This window comes from Cupriavidus sp. BIC8F, assembly GCF_032465815.1.
Lineage (GTDB): Bacteria > Pseudomonadota > Gammaproteobacteria > Burkholderiales > Burkholderiaceae > Cupriavidus > Cupriavidus necator.
Window position 1 is genome coordinate 3,332,686 of record NZ_CP136094.1, and the last position, 21,044, is coordinate 3,353,729.

The 21,044-nt window shown below is 66.9% G+C and carries 20 protein-coding genes; 7 read left to right on the forward strand and 13 right to left on the reverse strand.

Annotated features, from left to right (window positions below):
• Positions 1–143: 143 nt before the first annotated feature.
• Positions 144–1,127 carry a tripartite tricarboxylate transporter substrate binding protein gene (locus tag RS901_RS15405; RefSeq protein ID WP_316149651.1) on the forward strand — a complete coding sequence of 328 codons (984 nt, stop codon included), beginning with the start codon at positions 144–146 and terminating at the stop codon, positions 1,125–1,127.
• 78 nt (positions 1,128–1,205) lie between these two features.
• Here RS901_RS15405 and RS901_RS15410 read toward each other — a convergent pair whose 3' ends face one another.
• The 4 genes from RS901_RS15410 to RS901_RS15425 form a co-directional block, all read right to left on the reverse strand.
• Positions 1,206–2,300, reverse strand: a complete 1,095-nt coding sequence (locus RS901_RS15410) for a CaiB/BaiF CoA-transferase family protein (RefSeq protein WP_316149652.1) — start codon at positions 2,298–2,300, stop codon at positions 1,206–1,208.
• Positions 2,297–4,423 (reverse strand): acetate--CoA ligase family protein, encoded by a 2,127-nt coding sequence (locus RS901_RS15415; RefSeq protein WP_316149653.1) that lies wholly within the window; start codon positions 4,421–4,423, stop codon positions 2,297–2,299. Before RS901_RS15415 ends, RS901_RS15410 begins: the two co-directional genes overlap by 4 nt.
• Positions 4,424–4,527: 104 nt before the next feature.
• Positions 4,528–5,676 carry an acyl-CoA dehydrogenase family protein gene (locus tag RS901_RS15420; RefSeq protein ID WP_316149655.1) on the reverse strand — a complete coding sequence of 383 codons (1,149 nt, stop codon included), beginning with the start codon at positions 5,674–5,676 and terminating at the stop codon, positions 4,528–4,530.
• 108 nt (positions 5,677–5,784) lie between these two features.
• A complete protein-coding gene (locus RS901_RS15425; protein ID WP_316149656.1) occupies positions 5,785–6,534 on the reverse strand; it encodes an IclR family transcriptional regulator in 750 nt (249 codons plus the stop codon).
• Positions 6,535–6,769: 235 nt separating this feature from the next.
• Between RS901_RS15425 and RS901_RS15430 the strand changes: the two genes are divergently transcribed.
• The 5 genes from RS901_RS15430 to RS901_RS15450 all read left to right on the forward strand — a co-directional run bounded on the left by RS901_RS15430 (position 6,770) and on the right by RS901_RS15450 (position 11,161).
• Complete coding sequence (locus RS901_RS15430; protein ID WP_316149657.1) at positions 6,770–7,174, forward strand: Zn-ribbon domain-containing OB-fold protein; 405 nt, start codon at positions 6,770–6,772, stop codon at positions 7,172–7,174.
• On the forward strand, positions 7,171–8,319 hold the full coding sequence (locus RS901_RS15435) for a thiolase family protein (RefSeq protein ID WP_316149658.1): 1,149 nt from the start codon (positions 7,171–7,173) through the stop codon (positions 8,317–8,319). The genes RS901_RS15430 and RS901_RS15435 overlap by 4 nt, the downstream gene beginning before the upstream one ends.
• A gap of 100 nt (positions 8,320–8,419) precedes the next feature.
• A complete protein-coding gene (locus RS901_RS15440; protein WP_316149659.1) occupies positions 8,420–9,211 on the forward strand; it encodes an enoyl-CoA hydratase/isomerase family protein in 792 nt (263 codons plus the stop codon).
• Between the two features lie 56 nt (positions 9,212–9,267).
• Positions 9,268–10,080 (forward strand): SDR family NAD(P)-dependent oxidoreductase, encoded by an 813-nt coding sequence (locus RS901_RS15445; RefSeq protein WP_316149660.1) that lies wholly within the window; start codon positions 9,268–9,270, stop codon positions 10,078–10,080.
• Positions 10,081–10,132: 52 nt separating this feature from the next.
• Positions 10,133–11,161, forward strand: coding sequence for a nitronate monooxygenase (locus RS901_RS15450; protein ID WP_316149661.1), 1,029 nt, complete (start codon positions 10,133–10,135; stop codon positions 11,159–11,161).
• A gap of 321 nt (positions 11,162–11,482) precedes the next feature.
• On the opposite strand, the gene RS901_RS15455 is transcribed toward RS901_RS15450, so the two are convergent.
• The 6 genes from RS901_RS15455 to araD form a co-directional block, all read right to left on the reverse strand.
• On the reverse strand, positions 11,483–12,421 hold the full coding sequence (locus RS901_RS15455) for a 2-hydroxyacid dehydrogenase (protein ID WP_316149662.1): 939 nt from the start codon (positions 12,419–12,421) through the stop codon (positions 11,483–11,485).
• Between the two features lie 34 nt (positions 12,422–12,455).
• The gene (locus RS901_RS15460) at positions 12,456–13,460 is read right to left on the reverse strand and encodes a tripartite tricarboxylate transporter substrate binding protein (RefSeq protein WP_316149663.1); all 1,005 of its coding nucleotides are present in this window, start codon (positions 13,458–13,460) and stop codon (positions 12,456–12,458) included.
• Positions 13,461–13,479: 19 nt separating this feature from the next.
• Positions 13,480–14,484, reverse strand: coding sequence for a tripartite tricarboxylate transporter substrate binding protein (locus RS901_RS15465; protein WP_316149664.1), 1,005 nt, complete (start codon positions 14,482–14,484; stop codon positions 13,480–13,482).
• Positions 14,485–14,614: 130 nt separating this feature from the next.
• Entirely contained in the window at positions 14,615–15,616 is a 1,002-nt protein-coding gene (locus RS901_RS15470) for a tripartite tricarboxylate transporter substrate binding protein (RefSeq protein WP_316149665.1), read from the reverse strand.
• Between the two features lie 88 nt (positions 15,617–15,704).
• On the reverse strand, positions 15,705–16,424 hold the full coding sequence (locus RS901_RS15475; RefSeq protein WP_316149666.1) for a ribonuclease activity regulator RraA: 720 nt from the start codon (positions 16,422–16,424) through the stop codon (positions 15,705–15,707).
• A 34-nt stretch (positions 16,425–16,458) separates the two neighbouring features.
• Positions 16,459–18,198: an L-arabinonate dehydratase gene (araD, locus tag RS901_RS15480; RefSeq protein ID WP_316149667.1), complete on the reverse strand. Its 1,740-nt coding sequence runs from the start codon at positions 18,196–18,198 to the stop codon at positions 16,459–16,461.
• Between the two features lie 178 nt (positions 18,199–18,376).
• Here araD and RS901_RS15485 point away from each other — a divergent pair, with 178 nt between their 5' ends.
• Positions 18,377–19,078: a GntR family transcriptional regulator gene (locus RS901_RS15485; RefSeq protein ID WP_316149668.1), complete on the forward strand. Its 702-nt coding sequence runs from the start codon at positions 18,377–18,379 to the stop codon at positions 19,076–19,078.
• A gap of 66 nt (positions 19,079–19,144) precedes the next feature.
• Here the strand turns inward: RS901_RS15485 and RS901_RS15490 are convergent, their stop codons facing one another.
• The 3 genes from RS901_RS15490 to RS901_RS15500 all read right to left on the reverse strand — a co-directional run bounded on the left by RS901_RS15490 (position 19,145) and on the right by RS901_RS15500 (position 21,040).
• Positions 19,145–20,551, reverse strand: a complete 1,407-nt coding sequence (locus RS901_RS15490; RefSeq protein ID WP_316149669.1) for an FAD-binding oxidoreductase — start codon at positions 20,549–20,551, stop codon at positions 19,145–19,147.
• Between the two features lie 45 nt (positions 20,552–20,596).
• On the reverse strand, positions 20,597–20,743 hold the full coding sequence (locus RS901_RS15495; protein ID WP_316149670.1) for a hypothetical protein: 147 nt from the start codon (positions 20,741–20,743) through the stop codon (positions 20,597–20,599).
• A gap of 102 nt (positions 20,744–20,845) precedes the next feature.
• The gene (locus tag RS901_RS15500; RefSeq protein ID WP_316149671.1) at positions 20,846–21,040 is read right to left on the reverse strand and encodes a hypothetical protein; all 195 of its coding nucleotides are present in this window, start codon (positions 21,038–21,040) and stop codon (positions 20,846–20,848) included.
• Between the last annotated feature and the right edge of the window lie 4 nt (positions 21,041–21,044).

Consider the following 21,044-nt stretch of genomic DNA (forward strand, 5'->3'; position numbering starts at 1 on the left):
CCGCGTAACCTGAAGCCGGAAGGTTCTCCGATGACGTCCAACCGGTACGGTCTTCTGTCGACTCCTGGGATTTTCCGTTTCTCTTTTCTGCGATTGGCTGTATAGTTCTTCGATATATCGAAGACAATATCAAGGAGACAACGATGGACAGAAGTTTCCGATACCGGCTGCGACCGCTGCTGGCAACGCTGGCACTGGCGCCGGCGCTCTCATTCGCGCAAGACAAATTCCCGAGTCGGCCGATCACTTGGATCGTGCCGTTCACCCCGGGTGGCATCACCGACACGGCATCGCGCACCATCGCCAAGAAGATGTCGGAAACCCTGAAGCAATCGGTGGTGGTGGAAAACCGGCCCGGTGCGGGCGGCATGGTCGGCATGGAAGTGGCCGCGCGCGCGCCGGCCGACGGCTATACGTGGATCTACGGCACGCAGGGCACGATGGCGGCCAACCTGGCGCTGTACAGCAAGGTGCGCTACGACCCGCTGAAGGATTTCGCCCCGGTCCACGCGATCTCGGAAACGTCCACGATCATGGTGATCAACGCCTCGCGGCCATACAAGACGGTCAAGGAACTGGTGGAATACGCCAAGCAGCATCCGAACAAGGTCAACTTCGGTTCGGCGGGCGCCGGCACCGGCACGCATCTGAGCGCCGAACTGTTCCAGGCCAGCGCCGGCGTGAAGCTGACCCACATTCCGTACAAGGGCAGCTCGCCGGCCATCAATGACCTGCTCGGTGGCGTGGTGGACGTGATGTTCGACTATCCGAGCATCGTGCTGCCGTTCGTCCAGAGCGGCAAGCTGCGCGCGCTCGCCACGACCGGCAAGGATCGTCTGGCGCTGCTGCCGAACGTGCCCACCATCGCCGAATCGGGATACGCCATGGCCCAGGCCAGTAGCTGGTCCGGCATCCTGGTGCCGGCCGGCACGCCGCCACAGACCGTGGCGCTGATTTCGAAGGCGACGGAGGAAGCGCTGCGCGACCCCGAGGTGCGCAAGTCGATCGAACCCTACGGCAGCATGCCGATGTACGGCCTCTCCGAGGCCAAGTTCGGCAGCTTCATCCAGGCCGAGATCGTGAAGTGGGGGGATGTGGTCAAGAAGTCCGGCGCCAAGCTGGACTGACCATTGGGAAATCAGTAGCGAAACCATCGTGGGGCGCGGGCAAGAAAGGCCCGCGCCCCACGTGACTTCAGGCCAGGTTCAGGCCATGCCTTCCAGCGTCACGGGGAATCCGGGCAGCGGCCCGTTTTCCGTCTCCGTGATCCGCGCGCCCGATCTTTCGCGGGCTTGCGCGACAGCCTCCACCGCATCCAGCACCGGGAACACCGGCAGGTCCGCTTCCGCCAGACGCGTCATCAGCACGTCGGCGTCGTACTCGGCCACACAGTCCGCCAGACGCGAATTGATCGCGTCCGCATTCGCGGTACGCGCGGCGTGGTTCGCGCAACATGCATCGTCGGCTGCAAAAAGACCCAGCGCGGCATTCAGGCCGCGCCAGAAATGCTCCTCCAGCGCTGCGATGGTCAGGTAGCGGCCATCCCTGCAGCGGAACACTCCGTAGGCCGGCTTGCCCCCCAGCATCGCGCGCTGCGCGTCGGGCGTGGTCGCGGCCTTCTGGCGGAACAGCCCCAGCCGCGGCGCCATCCAGTGCAGAACGCTGTCGGCGAGCGCCGCGTCCAGATACTGGCCGCGTCCACTCACCGTGCGCTGGTAGAGCGCGGCCAGCAGCGCGGATAGCGCCATGGATGCGCCGGCCAGATCCGCGATCGGCAGCATGGCCTGGTGCTCGGGAGGACCACCGGGCGTGCCCGTCAGCGACAGCGCGCCCGCCGCAGCCAGATAGTTGATGTCGTGCCCTGGCAGCAGCGCATGGGGACCCTCCTGGCCGAACCCGGTCAGCGACAGATAGATCAGCCGGGGAAACTGTTCGCGGAGGCTGTCGTAGTCCAGCCCGAGCCGACGCATCACGCCCGGGCGATAGGACTCGATCAGGATGTCCGCATGCGCGATTTGCGCCCGGACCTCGGCCAGTCCGCTGTCGCTCTTCAAGTCGCAGTACAGGCTGTGCTTGCCACGGTTGAGCGCGGCAAACAGCCCCGGCGCCAGGCGCCGGGCATTGTCGCCGTGCGGGGGGCGTTCGATCTTCACCACCTCGGCGCCCATCTCGACGAGCGTCTGCGTCAGGAACGGGCCGGGGAGCAGTTCGGTCAGGTCGACGACGCGCACGCCCGCGAGCGGCGGCGCGGCGGCTGCATTCGCTGCAGAAGTCGATTGGGTCGCACCGGACGCGCTCATTTCCCGCCCTCCCCTTGCTCCATCACGATCACCGCGTCGAGCGGCAACGCGCCCTCTCCCGCAACGCCGACCCACACCGGATTCAGATCCATCTCGACCAGATGGTCACCATGCGCGACGACAAAGTCCGACACCTTCACCAGCAGCGCCGTCAGCGCGGCGATATCGCGCCGTGGCTTGCCTCGCGCGCCATCGAGCAGCGGGAAGCAGCGCACCTCGCGAATCATCGCCTCGGCCTCCGTGGCCGACAGCGGCAACATGCGGCGCGATACGTCCTTGAATACTTCCACGTAGATCCCGCCGAGGCCGAAGGTCAGGATGTGCCCGAACACCGGATCGCGCGAGACGCCGATCAGGATCTCCAGCCCGCCAGGCGCTGCCATGTGTTCCAGCAGAATGCCGTCGATACGCGCATCGGGCATGTTGCGCTTGACCGACGTGTGAATGCTTTCCCATGCCGCTTCGAATCCGGCGTCATCGTGGATGCCGACCACCACGCCGCCGACGTCCGACTTGTGCTGGATCTGCTCGCTCACCACCTTGGCCACCAGCGGATACCCCACCTCGCGCGCCAGCACACGTGCCTGCTCCAGCGTGGCCGCCACGCGGGACTCCGGAATGGCGATACCCGCCGCCCACAGCATCGCCTTGCCCTCGGGCTCCGACAGGGTCCGCGTCGGTACATCGGCGACAGGCCGCGCCGCAGTCTGCATCAGCGGCTTGAAGTCGATATCGGCGCGGGCGCGCCAGTCCGCGTAGCCCATCCAGCGCTCCACCGCCTTGACGGCCTTGCTGATGCTGCGCACGGGCGCCAGGCCTGCATCGGCAAACACCTTGTAGGCCTCGCCCTGACGCTCGCTCATCCAGATCGGCAACATCGGCACCGGGCTCTCCTTCTGCACGTCGGCCGTGATGTCCGCAGCGAGCTTGGTGATGTGGCCATACTCGAGCGCCTGCGGCAGCAGTACCAGCGACACGTTCGGGTCATTGCAGACCGCCTGCAGGCAGGTGCGTGCCAGCTCCGGCTTGGCCATCACCGCGGTGGTGGTGTCGATGGGGTTGTCGATCGCGGCATACGACGGCAGCGCATCGCGCAGCACGGCAAGGGTCTCCGGCGCGAACTCGGCCAGTTTCAGTCCTGCATTGCCGACCATGTCGGCGCACAGTGCGGCCGTGCCGCCCGATCCCGAATAGATCGCCAGCGCGCCGCCCTGACGCGGCATGCCGCGTGCGAACAGCCAGGCGGTGTCGATCAGTTCGTCGATGTCATCCACTTCGATCACGCCAAGCTGCGCGAACACGGCGCTGTTGACCTCGGCCGAGCCGGTGATCGACGCCGTGTGCGACTGCGCCGCCTTGCGGCCATATTCGGAGCGCCCCACCTTCAGCACCACCACCGGCTTGCCCTTGCGCGCGGCATGCTGCACGGCGGCCACGAACTTGCGACCATCGTTGACGCCTTCGAGCAGCGTGGCGATGACCTTGATATCGGGCGCGTCGGCCATGTAGTGAATGAAATCGCTCACCTGCAGGTCGACCTCGTTGCCGCTGGAACTCCAGAGCGCCACGCCGATACCACGGTCCATTGCCTGCAACACATTGCGGCCCAGGCCGCCACCCTGCGTGGCCAGCCCGACCGGCCCGCCGCGAAGATCATGCCGGAAGGACGGCGAGAACGTGAAGCCGAGCCGCTCCGTGATATTGGTCAGGCCCGGGCAGTTCGGTCCGTAGATGCGCATTCCCGTGCGCGCCACGATCTCCTTCATGGTCTGCTCGGCGGCCTTGCCCTCTTCACCGGCCTCGCCGAAGCCCGAGGTCAGGATGATCGCGAAGCGCACCCCTTTCTCGCCGCACTGTTCCAGCACCGCGAGCACGTGCTCGGCGGGCACCGCCACCAGGGCGGTGTCGGGCACGGCCGGCAGCGAGGCCACGTCGGGCCAGGCCTTGCGCCCGGCCACTTCCGGCTTGGTCGCGTTGATCAGATAGACGTCGCCCTTGAAGTCCGAATGGTCGAGCAGGTTCTCGAGCGCGCGCGCGCCAATGCTGCCGCTGCGGTCGCTGGCCCCAACCAGGGCGATGGAACGCGGGCTGACGAGCCGCGACAGGTCTTGGTATGTCTCCATGATTATTATCTCGATGCGGAAGTCTGCGGAGCCCGGCGAAGCGCTGATGCGCTGATGTGCTGACTCGCCGCTACGCCGGGCGGAAAAGGTGACTGCTGTGCCGATCAGGCGATCGCCGACATGCCCAGGATCTCGCGGCCGACGATCAGTGTCTGTACCTCCGTGGTCCCCTCGGGAATGGTGCCGCCACGCGTGTCGCGGAAGATGCGTTCGATCGGATAGTCGGTGGCGTAGCCCAGGCCGCCATGCACCTGCAGCGCCATGCTGGCCACTTCGTGCGCGGCCTCGGTCGCATACAGCTTGGCGATCGACGCCGAGACACGCGTGTCCTCGCCGCGGTCGAGCGCCATCGCGGCGCGATAGCCGAGCGCGCGAGCCGCTTCCACCCGGATCGTCATGTCCACGATCATCTTCTGCACCAGCTGGAAGCTGCCGATGGCACGGCCGAACTGCGTGCGCGTCTTGGCATAGTCCGTAGCCAGATCCAGCGCGGACTGCGCCGCGCCCACGGCACCCATCGCGATATTCACGCGCGCGCCATCCAGGCCCTGCAGCATGCGCTTGAGCGCGCCGCCTTCCTCGCCCAGCAGGTTCTCGCGCGGCACGCGCACGTTGTCGAAGCCAAGCTCGGCGGTGCCGGTACTGCGCAGCACCATGGTGTCCACGCGGCGCACCTCGTAGGGGCTGACTTCGCGCTCGACCAGGAACGTCGACAGCTGGCCTTCGCAGTTGTCGCTATAGGTACGCGCCACCACGATGCCGAAGTCGGCAAACGCGCCATTGGTGATCCAGAGCTTGCGGCCGTTGAGCACATAGTGGTCGCCCTTCAGGTCCGCGCGCGTCTGGATCTGCGCGATATTGGAACCGGTGCCCGGCTCGCTGATCGCGGTGAACACCTTGCGCTCGCAGGCCAGCAACGGATCGAGGAAGCGGGCCTTCTGGTCCGGCGTGCCGACGGCGGCAAGCTTGGCGATCGGGCCGTTGGTGATGTTCAGGATGGTGCGCAGCGAAAGCCAGGCATAGCCGGCCTCTTCCATCATCATCGCCCAGGTGAGTTGGTCCAGCCCCATCCCGCCCTGCTCTTCGGACAGCCGCCCGCCGATGTAGCCGAACTGCGCCAGCCCCTTCAGGATCTCGAAGGGAAAGGTCTTTTCCTGATCATGCCGGCTGATCAGCGGGGCCACCTCCGCCTGCATGAATCGGCGAATGTTGTCGCGCAGCAGCCGCTGCTCGGAAGTTGCTTCGAAAAACATGGATGTCTCCTGTAATAGCCCGGTTGAGAAATGCATACGGCGCCAGCGGCATCATCGCCAGGCACCGTCGAAACAAAGCCGGACACAGGAGCGCTCCCATGTGCCGGCTTAATCCTTCTGGGCGGCGGGAAAGACCAGATCCCGTGCCGCCTCGATCACCTCCAGGTACTCGTCCTTGCGGCGATTGAATCGTTCGGTGGGGCCCGCCAGCGAGATCGCGAACGGTTCGTCGCCGATCCGTCCGGCCACCGCGATGGCCGTCACCCCTTCACCACCTTCGTCCTCGACCCATGCCCAGCCGCGCTCACGCACTTCCGCGATCTGCTTTTCCAGCGCAACCGGATTGATTTCCGTCTTGGGGCCCAGCTTGGGCAGCGCGCGCAGGCGCAACTGGCGCGCGGCGTCTTCCGGTGGCAGTACCGCCAGCAGCGCCTTGCCGAGCGCCGTGGCGTGCAAGGCCAGGCGTTTGCCGACGCGCAGCACGTAACGCAATTCGTAGCGGCTTTCCTGGAAGCCGGTCACCCGCACGTAGGCGCCGTCGAGCCGGCCGCACAACGAGGTCTCGCCCGTCTTGCCGGTGAGGAACTCGGTGGCCTCGGCCGCCACGGCTGCCAGCGGATCGTTGCCGGCAATGGCCTCGCAGATCGAATGGAGCCGCATCGTGGGATAGAAGCGGCGCGTGCGCGCGGTACGCATCAGATATCCCGTCTCGGTCAGCGTATGCAGCAGGTCCGAGCAACTGCTCTCCGGCAGGTCGAGCAGGCGCGCAAGTTCCGAATTGGAGAGCTCACGCTTTTCGCGCGAGAACACCTCGAAGACGGCAAGACTGCGCGCGGCAGCAGGAACAAAGCTAGGCATGGGTTCTCCGAAATTCTCGTGATGACAGGGCGGCGTCCGCCCAAACCGCACAGTCTACGAGATTTCGTACGCGCTTTCGTGTTTGACATGGGAGTTTACTACGATATACTGGATAATAATCCGACATATCGTAGTTAAGCAAGATAAAGATCGGCGACGGCACCGCGACGGCGCCTCGACGTGCGAGGCACCCGCGCCCCCTGATGGGCAAACAAGACACTGAAGAGGAGACACGATGCAGACTGCGGAATCCCGCTCGCCTGAAACACAAACGGCGCCATGCCTGGCCGTCCTGCGCTGCGGCGCATGTGACAAGCCCACCTACCCCGCTTCCGCCTATGGCTGCCAGTACTGCGGCGCCGAACCCGAGCGCGGCACGGTGGAACAGATGCCCGCCCGGGGCACGCTGCGCAACTACGTGACCGTCCATGCGCCGCTGGTGCGCGACATGCCTCCGCCATTCGTCGTCGGCGAGGTCGAATTCGCGGAAGGCATACGGGAAGAGATCCTGCTCGACGTGGCCAGCGAATCGGAACTGGCTCCGGGCATGACAGTACAAGGCGTGATCCGCCCCGACGCCCCGTGCGGCGACCGCTATCCACTGCGCTTCGCCCCCACAGGCCAGGAGGTGCAGCGATGAACCGCTTGCTTCAGCAAAACCCGGTCTACGTCATCGGCATCGGCCTGCATCCGTACCAGTTCGCATCGGACACCCCTTATGTCAGCCTTGGCCTGCGCGCGATGCGCGAGGCGCTGGCAGACGCCGGCATCGCTTGGCCGGAGGTGCAGAGCGCCTACGTGGGCACGTCGGCGATCGGCATGGCAACCGGGCGCATCATGTTCCGCCACCTGGGCTCCACCGGCCTCGCCGTGACGCAGGTGGAAAGCGCCTCGGCATCGGGCTGCTCGGCGTTCCGCCAGGCGTGTCTGGAGGTGGCGAGCGGCGTCGCGGACGTGGTGGTGGCGATGGGAGTCGACAAGTTCGGCGATGGCCGCAAGGCCGCCGACAAGGACGGCCTGCCGCACCTTGCGCCGACCGCGACCATGCCGCCCGTGAAGTTCGCGCTGATGGCGCATGAATACCTGCGCCAGCACGGCCTGAAGCCCGAAGCGATGGCGCGCGTCGCGGTGAAGAACCACGGCAATGCTGCGCTCAACCCGTATGCGCAGTTCCGCAAGCCTCGCACACTCGAGCAGGTCATGGCTTCGCCCAAGGTGGTGGGTGACCTGACGGTGCAGCAGTGCTGCCCGCGTGGCGACGGCGCCGCCGCCGTGATCGTGGTGTCCGAGGCCGCGATCAAGCGGCTCGGCCTGGACAAGCGCCGCGCCGTGCGCGTGCTGGCATCGGTGGCGAACAGCGAGGAGCTGAAACACGGCGATTCGTCGGCAGCCGTCGACATGGTGCGCAAATCCACTGCGATGGCGTACGAGCAGGCCGGCATCGGCCCGCGCGACCTGAACCTGGTGGAACTGCACGAGGCCTTCTCGATCGAGGAACTGGTCTACACCGAAGCCATGGATCTGTGCGCGCCCGGAGAAGGAGCGGCGTGGCTCGAACGCGGCGCTTCAGCCATCGGTGGCCAATGCGCGGTCAATGCATCGGGCGGCCTGCTCGGCATGGGTCATCCGACCGGACCCACCGGCATCGGACAGATCGCCGAGATCACGCGCCAGATTCGCGGCGAAGCACACGGACGGCAGCACCCCGGCGCGCGCCTGGGGCTCGCTCACATGATCGGGCTCGGCTCGGTGGCCTTCGCGCACGTCCTGGCGGCATCGCACTGACCCCACGGGCTCGCCGGCCGCGAGTGCGGTTGGCGAAGCCGCCGCGCACGTATCCGCACAAGCGATCGGCGTGTACATCATTCCAAGCAAGGAGACATCGATGCAGTTCGAAACCCTGTTGTACGAATTGGTCGAGGGCGTGGCCATCATTCGGCTGAATCGCCCGGAACGCATGAACACCCTCGGCGGCACCATGAAGCCGGATCTCGCCAAGGCGTTCTTCGAGCTGGCGCGGGACGACGCCAGCGTTCGCTGCGTGGTGCTGACCGGCACCGGCGACAAGGCGTTCTGCGCCGGCGCTGACATCAAGGAGCGCGCGGGCGGCACGGCCCACCCCGCCGATTACTACGTCACCCAGCAACGGACGCACGAGCTGTTCCGCGGCATCGAGGAATTCGAGAAGCCCGTGATCGCCGCCATCAACGGCGTGGCGCTCGGCGGTGGCCTGGAACTGGCCCTGTGCGCCGACATCCGGCTGGCGGCCAGATCGGCACGATTCGGCCTGCCCGAGATCAAGCTCGGCGTCATTCCCGCCGCTGGCGGCACGCAGCGCCTGCCGCGCGTGGTGGGTCCGGCCGTGGCCAAGGAGCTGATCTTCACCAGCGAACTGATCAGCGCCGACACGGCGAAGGACATCCGCCTGGTGAACCGCGTGATCGACGACGACAAGCTGATGGACGAGGCAATGACGATGGCCAAGCGCATCGCCGCGCAACCGCCGCTGGCCGTGCGCTTCGCCAAGCGGTCGGTCAACCTGGGAATGCAAGGCTCGGTCGACCTGGGCCTGCAGTTCGAGTGCTACGGCGCGGCCATGGTGGTGGACAGTGAAGACAGGAAGGAAGGGATGCGCGCATTCGTCGAAAAGCGCGAGCCCCGCTTCGTCGGGCGCTAGGCCGCACGCGAACGACCATCGAAACATCGGCACATCGAAAACTGGAGGAGAACAGAATGGAACTGCATCTGCAAGGCAAAGTGGCATTGGTGACTGGCGGCGGACAAGGCGTGGGCCGAGGCATCTGCCTTGAACTCGCCGGTGAAGGCGTCAGCGTGGTGATCAACGACTATTTCCTGGAGCGCGCGCAGGCGGTGCAGAAGGAAATCGAAGCGGCGGGTGGCCAGGCATTGGCCGTGCAGGCGGACATCGGCGACGCCGAACAGGTGGAACGCATGTTCGCGCAGACACGCGAACGCTTCGGCGACGTCGATATCCTGGTGAACAACGCCGGCGTGACTGTGGCGCGTCGCACCAAGGGCGGCATGCCCCCGACGTTCATGGAAATGCCGGTGGAAGACTGGAAGGAAGTCGTCGACCTGAACGTCTACGGCGTGATGAACTGCTGCCACAGCGCCCTGCCCGGCATGCAACGCAAGGGCAGCGGCAAGATCGTCAACATCATGTCCGAAGCCGGACGTGTCGGCGAGGCGCGCCTGGCGGTCTACTCCGGCGCCAAGGCCGCCATGCTGGGTTTCGCGAAGGCGATCGCGCAGGAGCACGGCCGTGACCGCATCAACGTCAACACCATCGCACTGGGCGCGGTGTCGCACGAAGGCATCGCCAACGGCCCGCTTCATCCGTCGTCCACACCCGAAGCCGACGACCGCCTCAAGAAGATGCTCGGCGCCTACCCGATCGCACGCGGGCTGGGCAGGCTGTCGCGTCCGGAGGACATATCCGGCGTGGTGGCATTTCTGGCATCGGATCGCGCGGCCTTCATCACCGGCCAGAGCCTCGGCGTGAGCGGCGGCTACGTGATGCTCTGAAGCCAGCCGCTCTGGCGCGCGCCAGATCCTGACGTCCGATGGAGGAGAACACATGAGTCCGGCAGCATCCGGCCACGCGGCCGAACGTATTTTCCAGACCCGCCTGGCAGCGCTGCTGAATATCCGCTATCCGATCCTCCTGGGCGGTATGCACCTTCTAGGCACGTCAGATGTGGTGGCGGCCGTGGTCAACGCAGGGGCGATGGGGTTCATCACCGCGCGCTCCTTCCCGACCCTCGACGCCTTTCGCGCCGACCTGCGCCGCTGCCGCACCCTGACCCGGGGTCGACCCTTTGGCGTCAACGTCACACTATCCGCGCGCGAGGACCGCAACCGACTGGCCGCGGCGTGGGTCGACATGGCGCTGGAAGAAGGCGTGCGCGTGTTTGAGAGCGCGGGCATGTCTCCCGAGCAACTGGTGGCGCCAATCCACGCCGGCGGTGGCCTGCTGATCCACAAGTGCCCGAGCGTGCGCCATGCACTCACCGCACAGCGGCTTGGTGTGGATGCCGTCGCGCTGGTGGGGCTCGAGGAAGGCGGGCATCCTGGCGCCAACCAGTTGTCCGCCTTCGTCAATGGTGCGTTCGCGCTGGAGCGCGTGGAGATCCCACTCGTCATCGGCGGCGGCATCGGCAGCGGCCGTCAGATCGCCGCCGCGCTGGCGCTTGGTGCTGATGGCGTGGTGATGGGCAGCCGCTTCATGGTGGCCACGGAAATCGCTGCCCACCGCGCGCTCAAGAAGCGCATCGTCGCGGCCGACGAGCATTCCTCGATTGTCATCTTCCGCACCCTGAAAGATACTTGGCGCGTGCTTGACAACGCCGCCGCGCGCGAGGTGCAACGCCTCGAAGCCGAGGGCGCCCGCACTCACGCGGCATTTGGCGACCTCATCCTGTCGTCACGCACTCAGGAGCGCGTGTACCTGCGCGGAGACACCGACGCCGGCATCGTCTCACTCGGACCGGCCGGCGGATTCGCCGATGCGATCGAACCGGCTGGAAGGATCATCGAGCGTCTGGTCGCGAATGCGTGCACTGCGTGCGGGGCCATGATGCAGCGCGTGGAGAGGAAGTGGGCGTGATGCTGCTCCATGTAGCCTACGATCCGGCGCCGCTACCTCCCACATCCGCGGCAAGATAGCCATCCCAATCCGGTTTGCGCCGCTCTTTCGCCGCGCGCACGCCTTCGATGGCCTCGGGGTGCATTTGCGTTACGAACACCTTCGAACCCCGCGCGCCTCCTGTGATCGATCATCGAGTGGCCCGGCCACACCAATCGCACCGCCGACGAAGGCGAGCCAAGCATAGCGTCGGGGCCGCCGTATAAATCGCTGCCTCAGCTGGCCCGGGGTGGCGTATCCCAGACTGGAAGCGCCACAAGCTGAACGCGCAGCGGCGTCCCGCTAGATTGCCGACTCTCTCACGGCACCCGTGGCAAAGAACGCCTGCAGGTTCTCGAACACCAGTTCCGCCATCGCCTGGCGTGTCTCGTGCGTGGCGCTGGCAATATGCGGGAGCATTACGACGTTGTCGAGCCCGAACAGCGCCGCGGGCACGTTCGGCTCATCCTCGAAGACATCCAGTCCGGCCCCGGCGATGCGCTGGTGAACCAGTGCGTCGACGAGCGCGGCCTCGTCCACCACGGTGCCGCGCGCGATATTGATCAGGAAGCCTTGCGGACCCAGTGCGTCGAGGACGGCGGCTGAGACCAGGTGGCGCGTCGACGGACCGCCGGCGGTGGCGATGACGAGGTAGTCGGCCCAGCGCGCCAGGTTCGCCAGCGAGGGCTCGTAGGTGTAAGGCGCATCGTCGGAGCGGTTGCGGCTGTGATACCTGAGCTCCATGTCGAAACCGGCTGAGCGGTGCGCGATCACGCGCCCGATGCGGCCCATGCCGATGATGCCGAGCCGCTTGCCGCTCACGCGCGTGGCCAGCGGAAACTGCCCCTTGGGCCATTCGCCCCGGCGCACGAAGCGGTCCGCGGCGCTGATCTTGCGCGACACGTCCATCAGCAGCGCGAAGGCGGTATCGGCGACGCAGTCGTTCAGCACGTCCGGGGTGTAGCCCACGGCGATGCCGCGGCTGCGTGCGGTGTCAAGGTCGAGCTTGTCCAGGCCCACGCCGAAGCTGGAGATCACGCGCAGCGACGGCAAGGCGGCCAGCAGCGCGGCGTCGGCCCCGATCGCAGCACGCGTGGTCAGGGCGACGAACTCGCTGCCGTGGCGGGCGAGGAAGCCGGCGGGGTCGGTCTCGGTCCAGAACGGATGGACATCGTAGTGCTCGGCAAGACGCGCTTCGATGGCATCAGGCAGTCGGCCGTGCTGCAGCAGGCGGGGTTTCATGCGCTATGTCCTTATTTGAAGAGAGAGTCGGGCGTCAGTCCGACCGTAGTTTGTTGTCGACGATGATCTTGGCGTAGCGCTTGCGGTCGGTGGCGATCAGCTCGCCGAACTGCTGCGGGGTGCTGCCCACGGGGATGGCGCCCTGCTCGATCAGTTGCTGGCGGACCTCAGGCACCGCAACCACCTGTTTCACGCCCGCGGCGATCTTCTCGACGATCTCCTTTGGCGTGCCGGCCGGCGCGAGCAGGCCTACCCACGAACCGGATTCCGCGCCGGAGATCCCGGCCTCCTGCAGCGTCGGTACATTGGGCAGTGCCGGCGAGCGCACCTTGCCCGTCACCGCCAGCGCGCGCAGCTTGCCCGCCTTGACGTGCCCCGCGGTCTCCAGCACCGAAGCGAACAGCATGTCGACGTTGCCGGCCATCAGGTCGGTCATGGCGGCACCGCCCCCCTTGTAGGGCACATGCAGCATGTCGGTGCCGGTCGCGGCCTTGAAGATCTCGCCCGACAGATGCGGCGAGCCGCCGGTGCCCGAGCTGGCGAACGTCAGCTTGCCCGGCTGCGCCTTGGCCAGCGCCGCCAGGTCCTTGGCGGTCTTGGCGGCCAGCTTGGGCGTGACCACCAGCACGAACGGCAACTCGGCCATCTCCGTCACCGGCACCAGGCCGTTGGGGTCGTAGGAGAGCTTGGTGTACAGCGTCGGGTTGATCGACTGCGTGCCGACATTGCCCGCGACCAGCGTGTAGCCATCGGGCTTTGCCCGCGCCGCAAGTTCCAGGCCGACATTGCCGGCCGCGCCCGGGCGATTGTCCACCAGCACCGGCTGCTCCCATAGCTGCGACAGGCGCTGCGCGACCAGCCGCGTGGCGATGTCGGTGCCCCCGCCCGGCGTGAACGGCAGGATGATCGTGACCGGCCGGGTTGGCCAGCCCGCTGCGCCTTGTGCCTGCGCAGCGGGTGCGAGCAGCGGCAGCGCCGCCAGGCACAGGGTCAGCAGCGCGCGGCGCCGGCCGCCATGTCCTTGTTTGCGATGTGGCATGTTGTCTCCCTATCCCACGTCATTCCGGCTGGATGGCGGCGTTCTTGGCTACCTTGGCCCACTTGACCATCTCCGTCTGGATAAAGCCTGCGAACTGCGCAGGGCTGCCGCCCACGGGCTCGATGCCGGCCGCCAGCATGCGTTCGCGCACGTCCGGCGCGGCCAGGGCCTGGTTGATGGCGGTGTTGAGCTTGTCGATCACTGCCTTGGGCGTGCCGGCCGGTGCGAGGACGCCGCCCCAGGTGCTGGTCTCATAGCCCGGCAGGCCGGCTTCGGCCATGGTCGGCACCTGCGGCGCGATCGCCGCGTGCTTGGTCGTGGTGACGGCGAGCGCCTTGACCTTGCCGGCTTTCACTTGCGGGCTGATCGCGGCTACGGTGTCGAACATCAGCGAGACGCGCCCGCTGGTCAGGTCCGGATGTGCCAGCGTGCTGCCCTTGTAGGGTACGTGGACCATGTCGATGCCGGCCATGCTCTTGAACAGCTCGCCAGAGAAATGCGGCGCCCCGCCCGATCCGCTCGACGCGAACGACAGCTCGCCGGGATGGGCCTTGCCATAGGCGATCAGTTCCTTGACCGACTTCACCGGGAGCGACGGCGAAACCACCAGCATCAGCGGCACGACGTGCGTCTGCACGACCGGCTCGAAGCTCTTCACCGTATCGAACGGCAGCTTGCGCACCATGCTCGGATTGATGGCGTGGCTGCTGGCCACGAGCGCCAGCGTGTAGCCGTCCGGGGCGGCCTTTGCCACCAGGTCGGTGCCGACGATGCCGGTTGCGCCGCTGCGGTTGTCGACGACTACCGCATGGCCCCAGGCCGCGGTCAGCTTCTGGCCGACCAGCCGCGCCACGAGGTCGATGGCACCGCCCGGCGAGGCGGGGACGACGATGGTGATTGGTTTGGTGGGATAGGTTTGCGCGCGGGCGCCGGTGGGCGCGAGCGCGACGAAGAGCGCTGTCGCGGCGAGGCCGGCGGCAAGGCGGGAGTATTTCGGTGCGATGGAACGGAGGGTGGTTTTCATGGTGTCCCCTGCCTGTGAATTAATTTGACGAATGTCGCCTGGCGGCGGGGCGGTTTGCTCCCCCTCTCCCGCAAGCGGGAGAGGGAGTACCCCATCGCGGGGCGGTCTCATGCCCCCCTTGCCTCCCCGCTTAATCAACGCGCGCCCCTGACTTCTTCACCAGCGCTGCCCAGCGCGGGATCTCCTTGTCCATCAGCGCCGACAACTCGGCGGGCGAGCTGCCCACGACCTCCATGCCGAGCTGCTGCGTCAGCCGCTGCTGCACCGCGGGCTGCTTCAGCGCGCGCACGACTTCGGCGTTGAGCCGTTGCACCACGTCCTTCGGCGTGCCGCGCGGCGCGTAGAGCGCCTGCCAGGAAACCATCTCGAAGCCGCTCACGCCTGCTTCGGCCATGGTCGGCACCTTAGGCAGCAGCGCGGATCGCTTGGGCGAGGTCACCGCCAGTGGACGCAGCTTGCCGGCCTTGATCATCGCCTCGCCCGCAGTCAGCTGGTCGAACAGGAAAGGCACGAGCCCGGCGGCCACGTCCTGCACCGCCTGCGGACTGCCCTTGTACGGCACGTGCGTCATCGGGACATGGATCAGGTCCGCGAACAGTTCGCCGGCCAGGTGGGTCGACGTGCCCGCACCGGATGAGGCGAAACTAAGGCCGTTTTTCTTCTTCGCGTAGGCGATCAGTTCCTGGACGTTGTTGACCGGCAGCTCCGCGTTCACCATCAGCACATTCGGCACATAGCCAACCAGGCTGACCGGCTCGAAATCCTTGACGGGGTCGTACGACAGGTTCCTGTACAGGCTCGCGTTGATGGCGTGGGTGCTGATGGTGCCGCCGAAGAGCGTATAGCCATCGGCCTTGGCGCGCGCCACATACCCTGCGCCCACGGCGCCGGCCGCGCCGGGCCGGTTTTCCACCACCACCGGCTGCCCAAGGGCGCGCGAGACTTCCTGGCCGATGGTGCGCGCGACGATGTCGGTCGAGCCCCCGGCCGCGAACGGCACGACCCAGGTGATCGGGCGCGATGGCCACTTGTCCTCGGCATGAGCCGGCGCGCACACGGCGCCGATGCTGAGCGCCAGGCACGCGGCCACGGTGCGGGCGCCGCGAGTCGCGAGCGCAAAACGTTTCTTCATCTTTGTCTCCTGCCATGGCCGGTCAGCGCCGGCCAGTCTGTGTAGTCGTTGGCTCGGGCCGGCGTCAGGACCGGCGTCGGGGACCGGCTTAGCGGCCCGTGGCCTTGCGCCAGGCCGCGAAGTCCGCACGCGCCTGTTCGGTGGTGGGCGGATAGAGGCCGATGATGGAGCGGCCCTTGTTCACTTCCTCGGTGACGAAATCCTCGAACGCGGTCATCTCCACCGCCTCGGCGGCGATCTCTTCCGCAAGGTGGGCCGGGATGATGATCACGCCTTCGCCGTCGCCAACCACCACGTCGCCGGGGAACACCGCCACGTCGCCGCAGCCGATCGGCACATTGAATTCCAGCGCTTGGTGCAGCGTGAGATTGGTCGGCGCCGACGGGCGCTTGTGATAGGCGGGCATGGCCAGCCGGGCGATCTCGGGCGAATCGCGGAAGCCGCCGTCGGTGACGATGCCCGCGCCACCGCGCTGCATCAGGCGCGTGACCAGGATCGAGCCCGCCGAGGCCGCGCGTGCGTCCTTGCGGCTGTCGATCACCAGCACCGCGCCCGGCGGGCATTGCTCGATGGCCTGCCGCTGCGGATGCGCGGGGTCCTGGAACACCGTGATGGGGTTGAGGTCCTCGCGCGCCGGGATGTAGCGCAGCGTGAAGGCCTCGCCCACCATGTTGCCGTGCTCGGGATTGAGCGGACGCACGTCCTGGATGAACTGGTTGCGCAGGCCGCGCTTGAACAGCGCGGTGCACAGCGTAGCGGTGCTGACGGATTTGAGCTGCTCACGTACAGAGGGGCTGAGTTGGGTCATGGTGGTCCTTGCCGGGCGGCCGCGCGTGGCCGTGTCAGTAAATGCTCGGCTCGCCGGTGGGCGAGCCGAAGTCGGTTTGCAGGAAGTCAAAATCGCAGCCTTCGTTGGCCTGCCGGATATGCTGGGAGAACATCCAGCCATAGCCGCGCTCGAAACGCGGCGGCGGCGGCGTCCATTGTTCGCGGCGGCGCGCCAGCTCCTCATCGGACACTTCCAGGTGGATGCTGCGCTGCTCGATGTCGACCGAGATCAGGTCGCCGGTTTGCACCAGCCCGAACGGCCCGCCGACATACGATTCCGGCGAGACGTGCAGGATGCAGGCGCCATAGCTGGTGCCGCTCATGCGCGCATCGGACATGCGCAGCATGTCGCGCACGCCCTGCTTCACCAGCTTCTTCGGGATCGGCAGCATGCCCCACTCCGGCATGCCGGGCCCGCCTTGCGGCCCGGCGTTGCGCAGGATCAGCACATGGTCGGCGGTGACGTCGAGGTCGTCGCGCTCCACCGCTGCCTTCATCGAAGGATAGTCATCGAACACCAGCGCCGGCCCTGTGTGCTTGAAAAACCGTTTCTCGCAGGCGCTGGGCTTGATCACGCAGCCGTCCGGCGCGATGTTGCCCTTGAGCACGGCCAGCGCGCCTTCCTGGTAGAGCGCGTTCTCCGGCGCGCGGATCACGTCGTCGTTATAGACCTCGGCCCCGGCGATGGACTCGCCCAGCGTGCGGCCGGTGATGGTCAGCGCGTCAAGGTGCAGCCGGTCGCTGATGCGGTTCATCAGCGCAGGCAGGCCGCCCGCGTAGAAGAAGTCTTCCATCAGGTATTTATCGCCGCTGGGCCGGATGTTGGCGATCACCGGCACGCGCCGGCTGGCGCCCTCGAAGTCCTCCAGGCCGATGTCATGGCCGGCGCGCCGCGCCATGGCGATGACATGGATGATCGCGTTGGTGGAACAGCCCATCGCCATGGCGACGGCGATGGCGTTCTCGTACGACTGGCGTGACTGGATGCGCTGCGGCGTCAGATCCTCCCACACCATGTCGACGATGCGGCGACCAGCCTCGGAGCACATGCGGATGTGATTGGCATCGGCGGCCGGGATCGAGGACGCGCCGGGCAATGTCATGCCGATCGCTTCGGCGATGGCGGTCATGGTGCTGGCCGTGCCCATCGTCATGCAGGTGCCGTGGCTGCGCGCGATGCCGCCTTCGATGCCGATCCACTCGGCCTCGCTGATATTGCCCGCGCGGCGTTCGTCCCAGTACTTCCAGGCGTCCGAGCCGGAGCCCAGCACGTTGCCCTTGTAGTTGCCGCGCAGCATCGGGCCGGCCGGCACGAAGATGGCCGGCACGCCCGCGCTGGTGGCGCCCATCAGCAGGCCCGGCGTGGTCTTGTCGCAGCCGCCCATCAGCACGGCACCGTCGATGGGATGCGAGCGGATCAGCTCTTCGGTCTCCATCGCCAGGAAGTTGCGATAGAGCATGGTGGTCGGCTTGACCGAGCTCTCCGACAGCGAGATCGCCGGCAGTTCGATGGGGAAGCCGCCCGCCTGCAGGACGCCGCGCTTGACGTCGTCGACGCGCTGCTTGAAGTGGGCGTGGCAGGGATTGATATCCGACCACGTATTGATGATGGCGATGAGCGGCTTGCCCATCCACTCGCCTGGCGAGTAGCCCATCTGCATGATGCGGGACCGATGGCCCGATGAACGGAGGTCATCGGGGGCGAACCAGCGCGCGCTGCGCAGCGCGTCCGGCGTCTTCTTGCGAGCCGTCATTTGTCTCTTCCACCTTTTGTCAGATGCCCCGCCGCATCCGGCCGGGCCTTGATGAAAAACATTAAAGCACTAATATATTAGTACGTCAATGCGGGTGGAATCCCTTAGAATCCCACCATTCGGGACGCATCAGGACCGCCAGCGTGACGGTTCAGGCGCCCCAGCTTAGTTTCCTGCCATGCCAGCCGCACTCTCTTCACCGCCCGCCCAGTTCCAGTTCGACCGCACGCGCCATGCCGCCCCGCAGGTGTTCGAGCACCTGCGCGACCAGATCCTCTCGATGGCCCTGCCTCCCGGCACCATCTTGTCGCGCCCGGAACTGGCCGAGCAATATGGGACCAGCCAGACCCCGGTCCGTGACGCGCTGATCCGCCTCGGCGAAGAAGGCCTGGTCGACATCTTTCCGCAGCACGCCACGGTGGTCAGCCCGATCAACGTCGCCCTGGCCACGCAGGCGCACTTCCTGCGCCGCTCGGTCGAGCTCGAAATCGTGCGCACGCTGGCGCTGCAGGCCGATCCGGTGCTGGTCGAACGCCTGCGCGCCACGGTCGCGCGGCAGCGCATGATGCTGGAGCTGCAGGACCTCGACGAATTCAGCGTCACCGACCAGGCCTTCCATCGCGAGCTCTATGACGCCGCCAAGGTGCCGGACCTGTGGGGCCTGGTGCGCCGGCAAAGCGGCCACCTCGATCGGCTGCGCCGCCTGCACTTGCCCATTCCCGGCAAGGCGCTGGCCGTGCTGCGCGACCACGACGCCATCGTCGACGCGATCGCGTGCGCCGATCCGGCGCGCGCCGAGGTAGCGCTGCGCGCGCACCTGTCCGGCACGCTGGCCAATATCGACGACATCCGCGCGCGCTTCTCGGACTATTTCCGCTGAGGCACCATCACCGCGCAGGCGGTTGCGCAGAGACAGCGTACACACCGACCGCCGCCCCACGCCGCCCTATCCGTAGATGACCTTGCCGGGGTTCATCAACGACTCCGGGTCCAGCGCCTGCTTGATTTTTCGCATCACCTCGCGCTCCAGCGGCGCCTTGTAGCGCAGCATGGCATTCCTGCGCAACTGGCCAAGCCCATGCTCCGCGCTGAAAGAGCCCTGGTAGCGGGCCACCGCATCAAGCACGATATCGTTGATGCGATCGGTTTCTTCTTGCCAGTCTGCCGTGCTCCAGCCCGGCGGGCGCGACACGTTGAAGTGCAGGTTGCCGTCGCCGCAATGGCCGAAGATCACGGGGCGCACGCCGTCGTAGGCGGCATGCAGCAGCGGCACCACTTCATCGATAAAGGCCGGGATGCCCGACACCGGCACCGCGATATCGTGCTTGATGTTGGCGCCGTCATGCTGCTGGGCTTCGGGAATGGTCTCGCGCAGCGCCCAGACCCCGGCGGCCTGGTTCTCAGAGGTGGCAATGGCCACGTCCTCGATCAGTCCGGTTTCCAGCGCGCTTTCAAGGGCGGACTGGAAGGCGGCCTCGAGCGCCTGCTGCTCACCACCGTCACTGGCCTGCATCAGCACGGACCAGGGGTGCTCCCCCGCAAGGAACGACGGCGTCTGCGGAAAATACTGCCGGACCATGGCGACGCAGGCGTCGCTTATCAGCTCGAACGCGGTAAAGCGGTCCCCCAGCCGCGAGCGCATCAGCGCCAGCAGCTCGATGGCATGCTGCGGGCTCGTCGTCGCGGCCAGCGCCACGACGTTGGCGTGGGGACGGGGAAACAGCTTGAGCACCGCGGCCGTGATGATGCCAAGGGTGCCCTCCGAGCCGATGAACAGCTGCCTGAGGTCGTAGCCGGTGTTGTCCTTGCGCAGCCCGCGCAGCAGGTCGAGCACCTGCCCGTCAGGCAGCACCACTTCCAGCCCCATGACGAGATCGCGCGTATTGCCGTAGCGGAGCACCTGCACACCGCCGGCATTGGTCGCGATATTGCCGCCGATCTGGCACGAGCCCTGCGCGCCGAGCGACAGCGGGAACAGGCGGTCGTGTCCGGCCGCCACATCCTGCAAGGTCTGCAGGATGCAGCCGGCGTCGGCCGTCATGGTGTTGTTCAGCAGGTCGACATGGCGGATCCGGTTGAGCCGGCCGAGGCTGAGCACCACCTGGCGGCCGCTGTCGTCCGGGGTGGCACCGCCGCACATGCCGGTATTGCCACCCTGCGGCACGATCGACACCCGGTGCGCGGCGCACAGCCTCACCAGCGCAGCCACTTCGCCCGTATCGGCCGGCCGCAGCACGGCAAGCGGCGCCCCGATGAACTTGCCGCGCCAGTCGGCGGCCCAGGCATCCAGGCCTTCGGTCAGGACATGCGCGTCGCCAAGCAGCGCGCGGGCCCGGGTCAGGAAATCAGTCATGGTTCGGTTCCTCAACGATCCTCAAGCCCTGCGGGCCGTTACGGGTCATGGCGCCTGCACCGGTTCAGGCATTACGGCGCCGAACTTGTCGATCCACGGGGCCAGCTGCGCCACGATTGTCGGCCTCAGCGCCACCCCATGCTCCAGTTGCGCGGCCTTGCGCGCCAGCGCGGCCTGCCCCGGCAGCCGCACTTGTTCGACGCCGGGCCGGGCAGGCGCTTGCCGTCCCTGGTGGCGACCGCCGGGTGGCTGGCGATGACGTCGAAATCGCCCCGTACCTGCATGCCGCCGCTTTCAATCTCGACCAGGTATGTCGGCAGCAGCTGCAGGCCGTGCGTGTCGTGGCAGCATCAGGTCGCCCTCGACCAAAATGTCGGCGACGTCGGCGGCGCGGTCCGCGGGCATGTCCGCCCGTTCCAGCAACTGCGCCAGCGCGCGCAGCGCTGCCGCGTCATAGCGGGTGCCGGGCTGCCGTGTGATCCCATCCATGGAT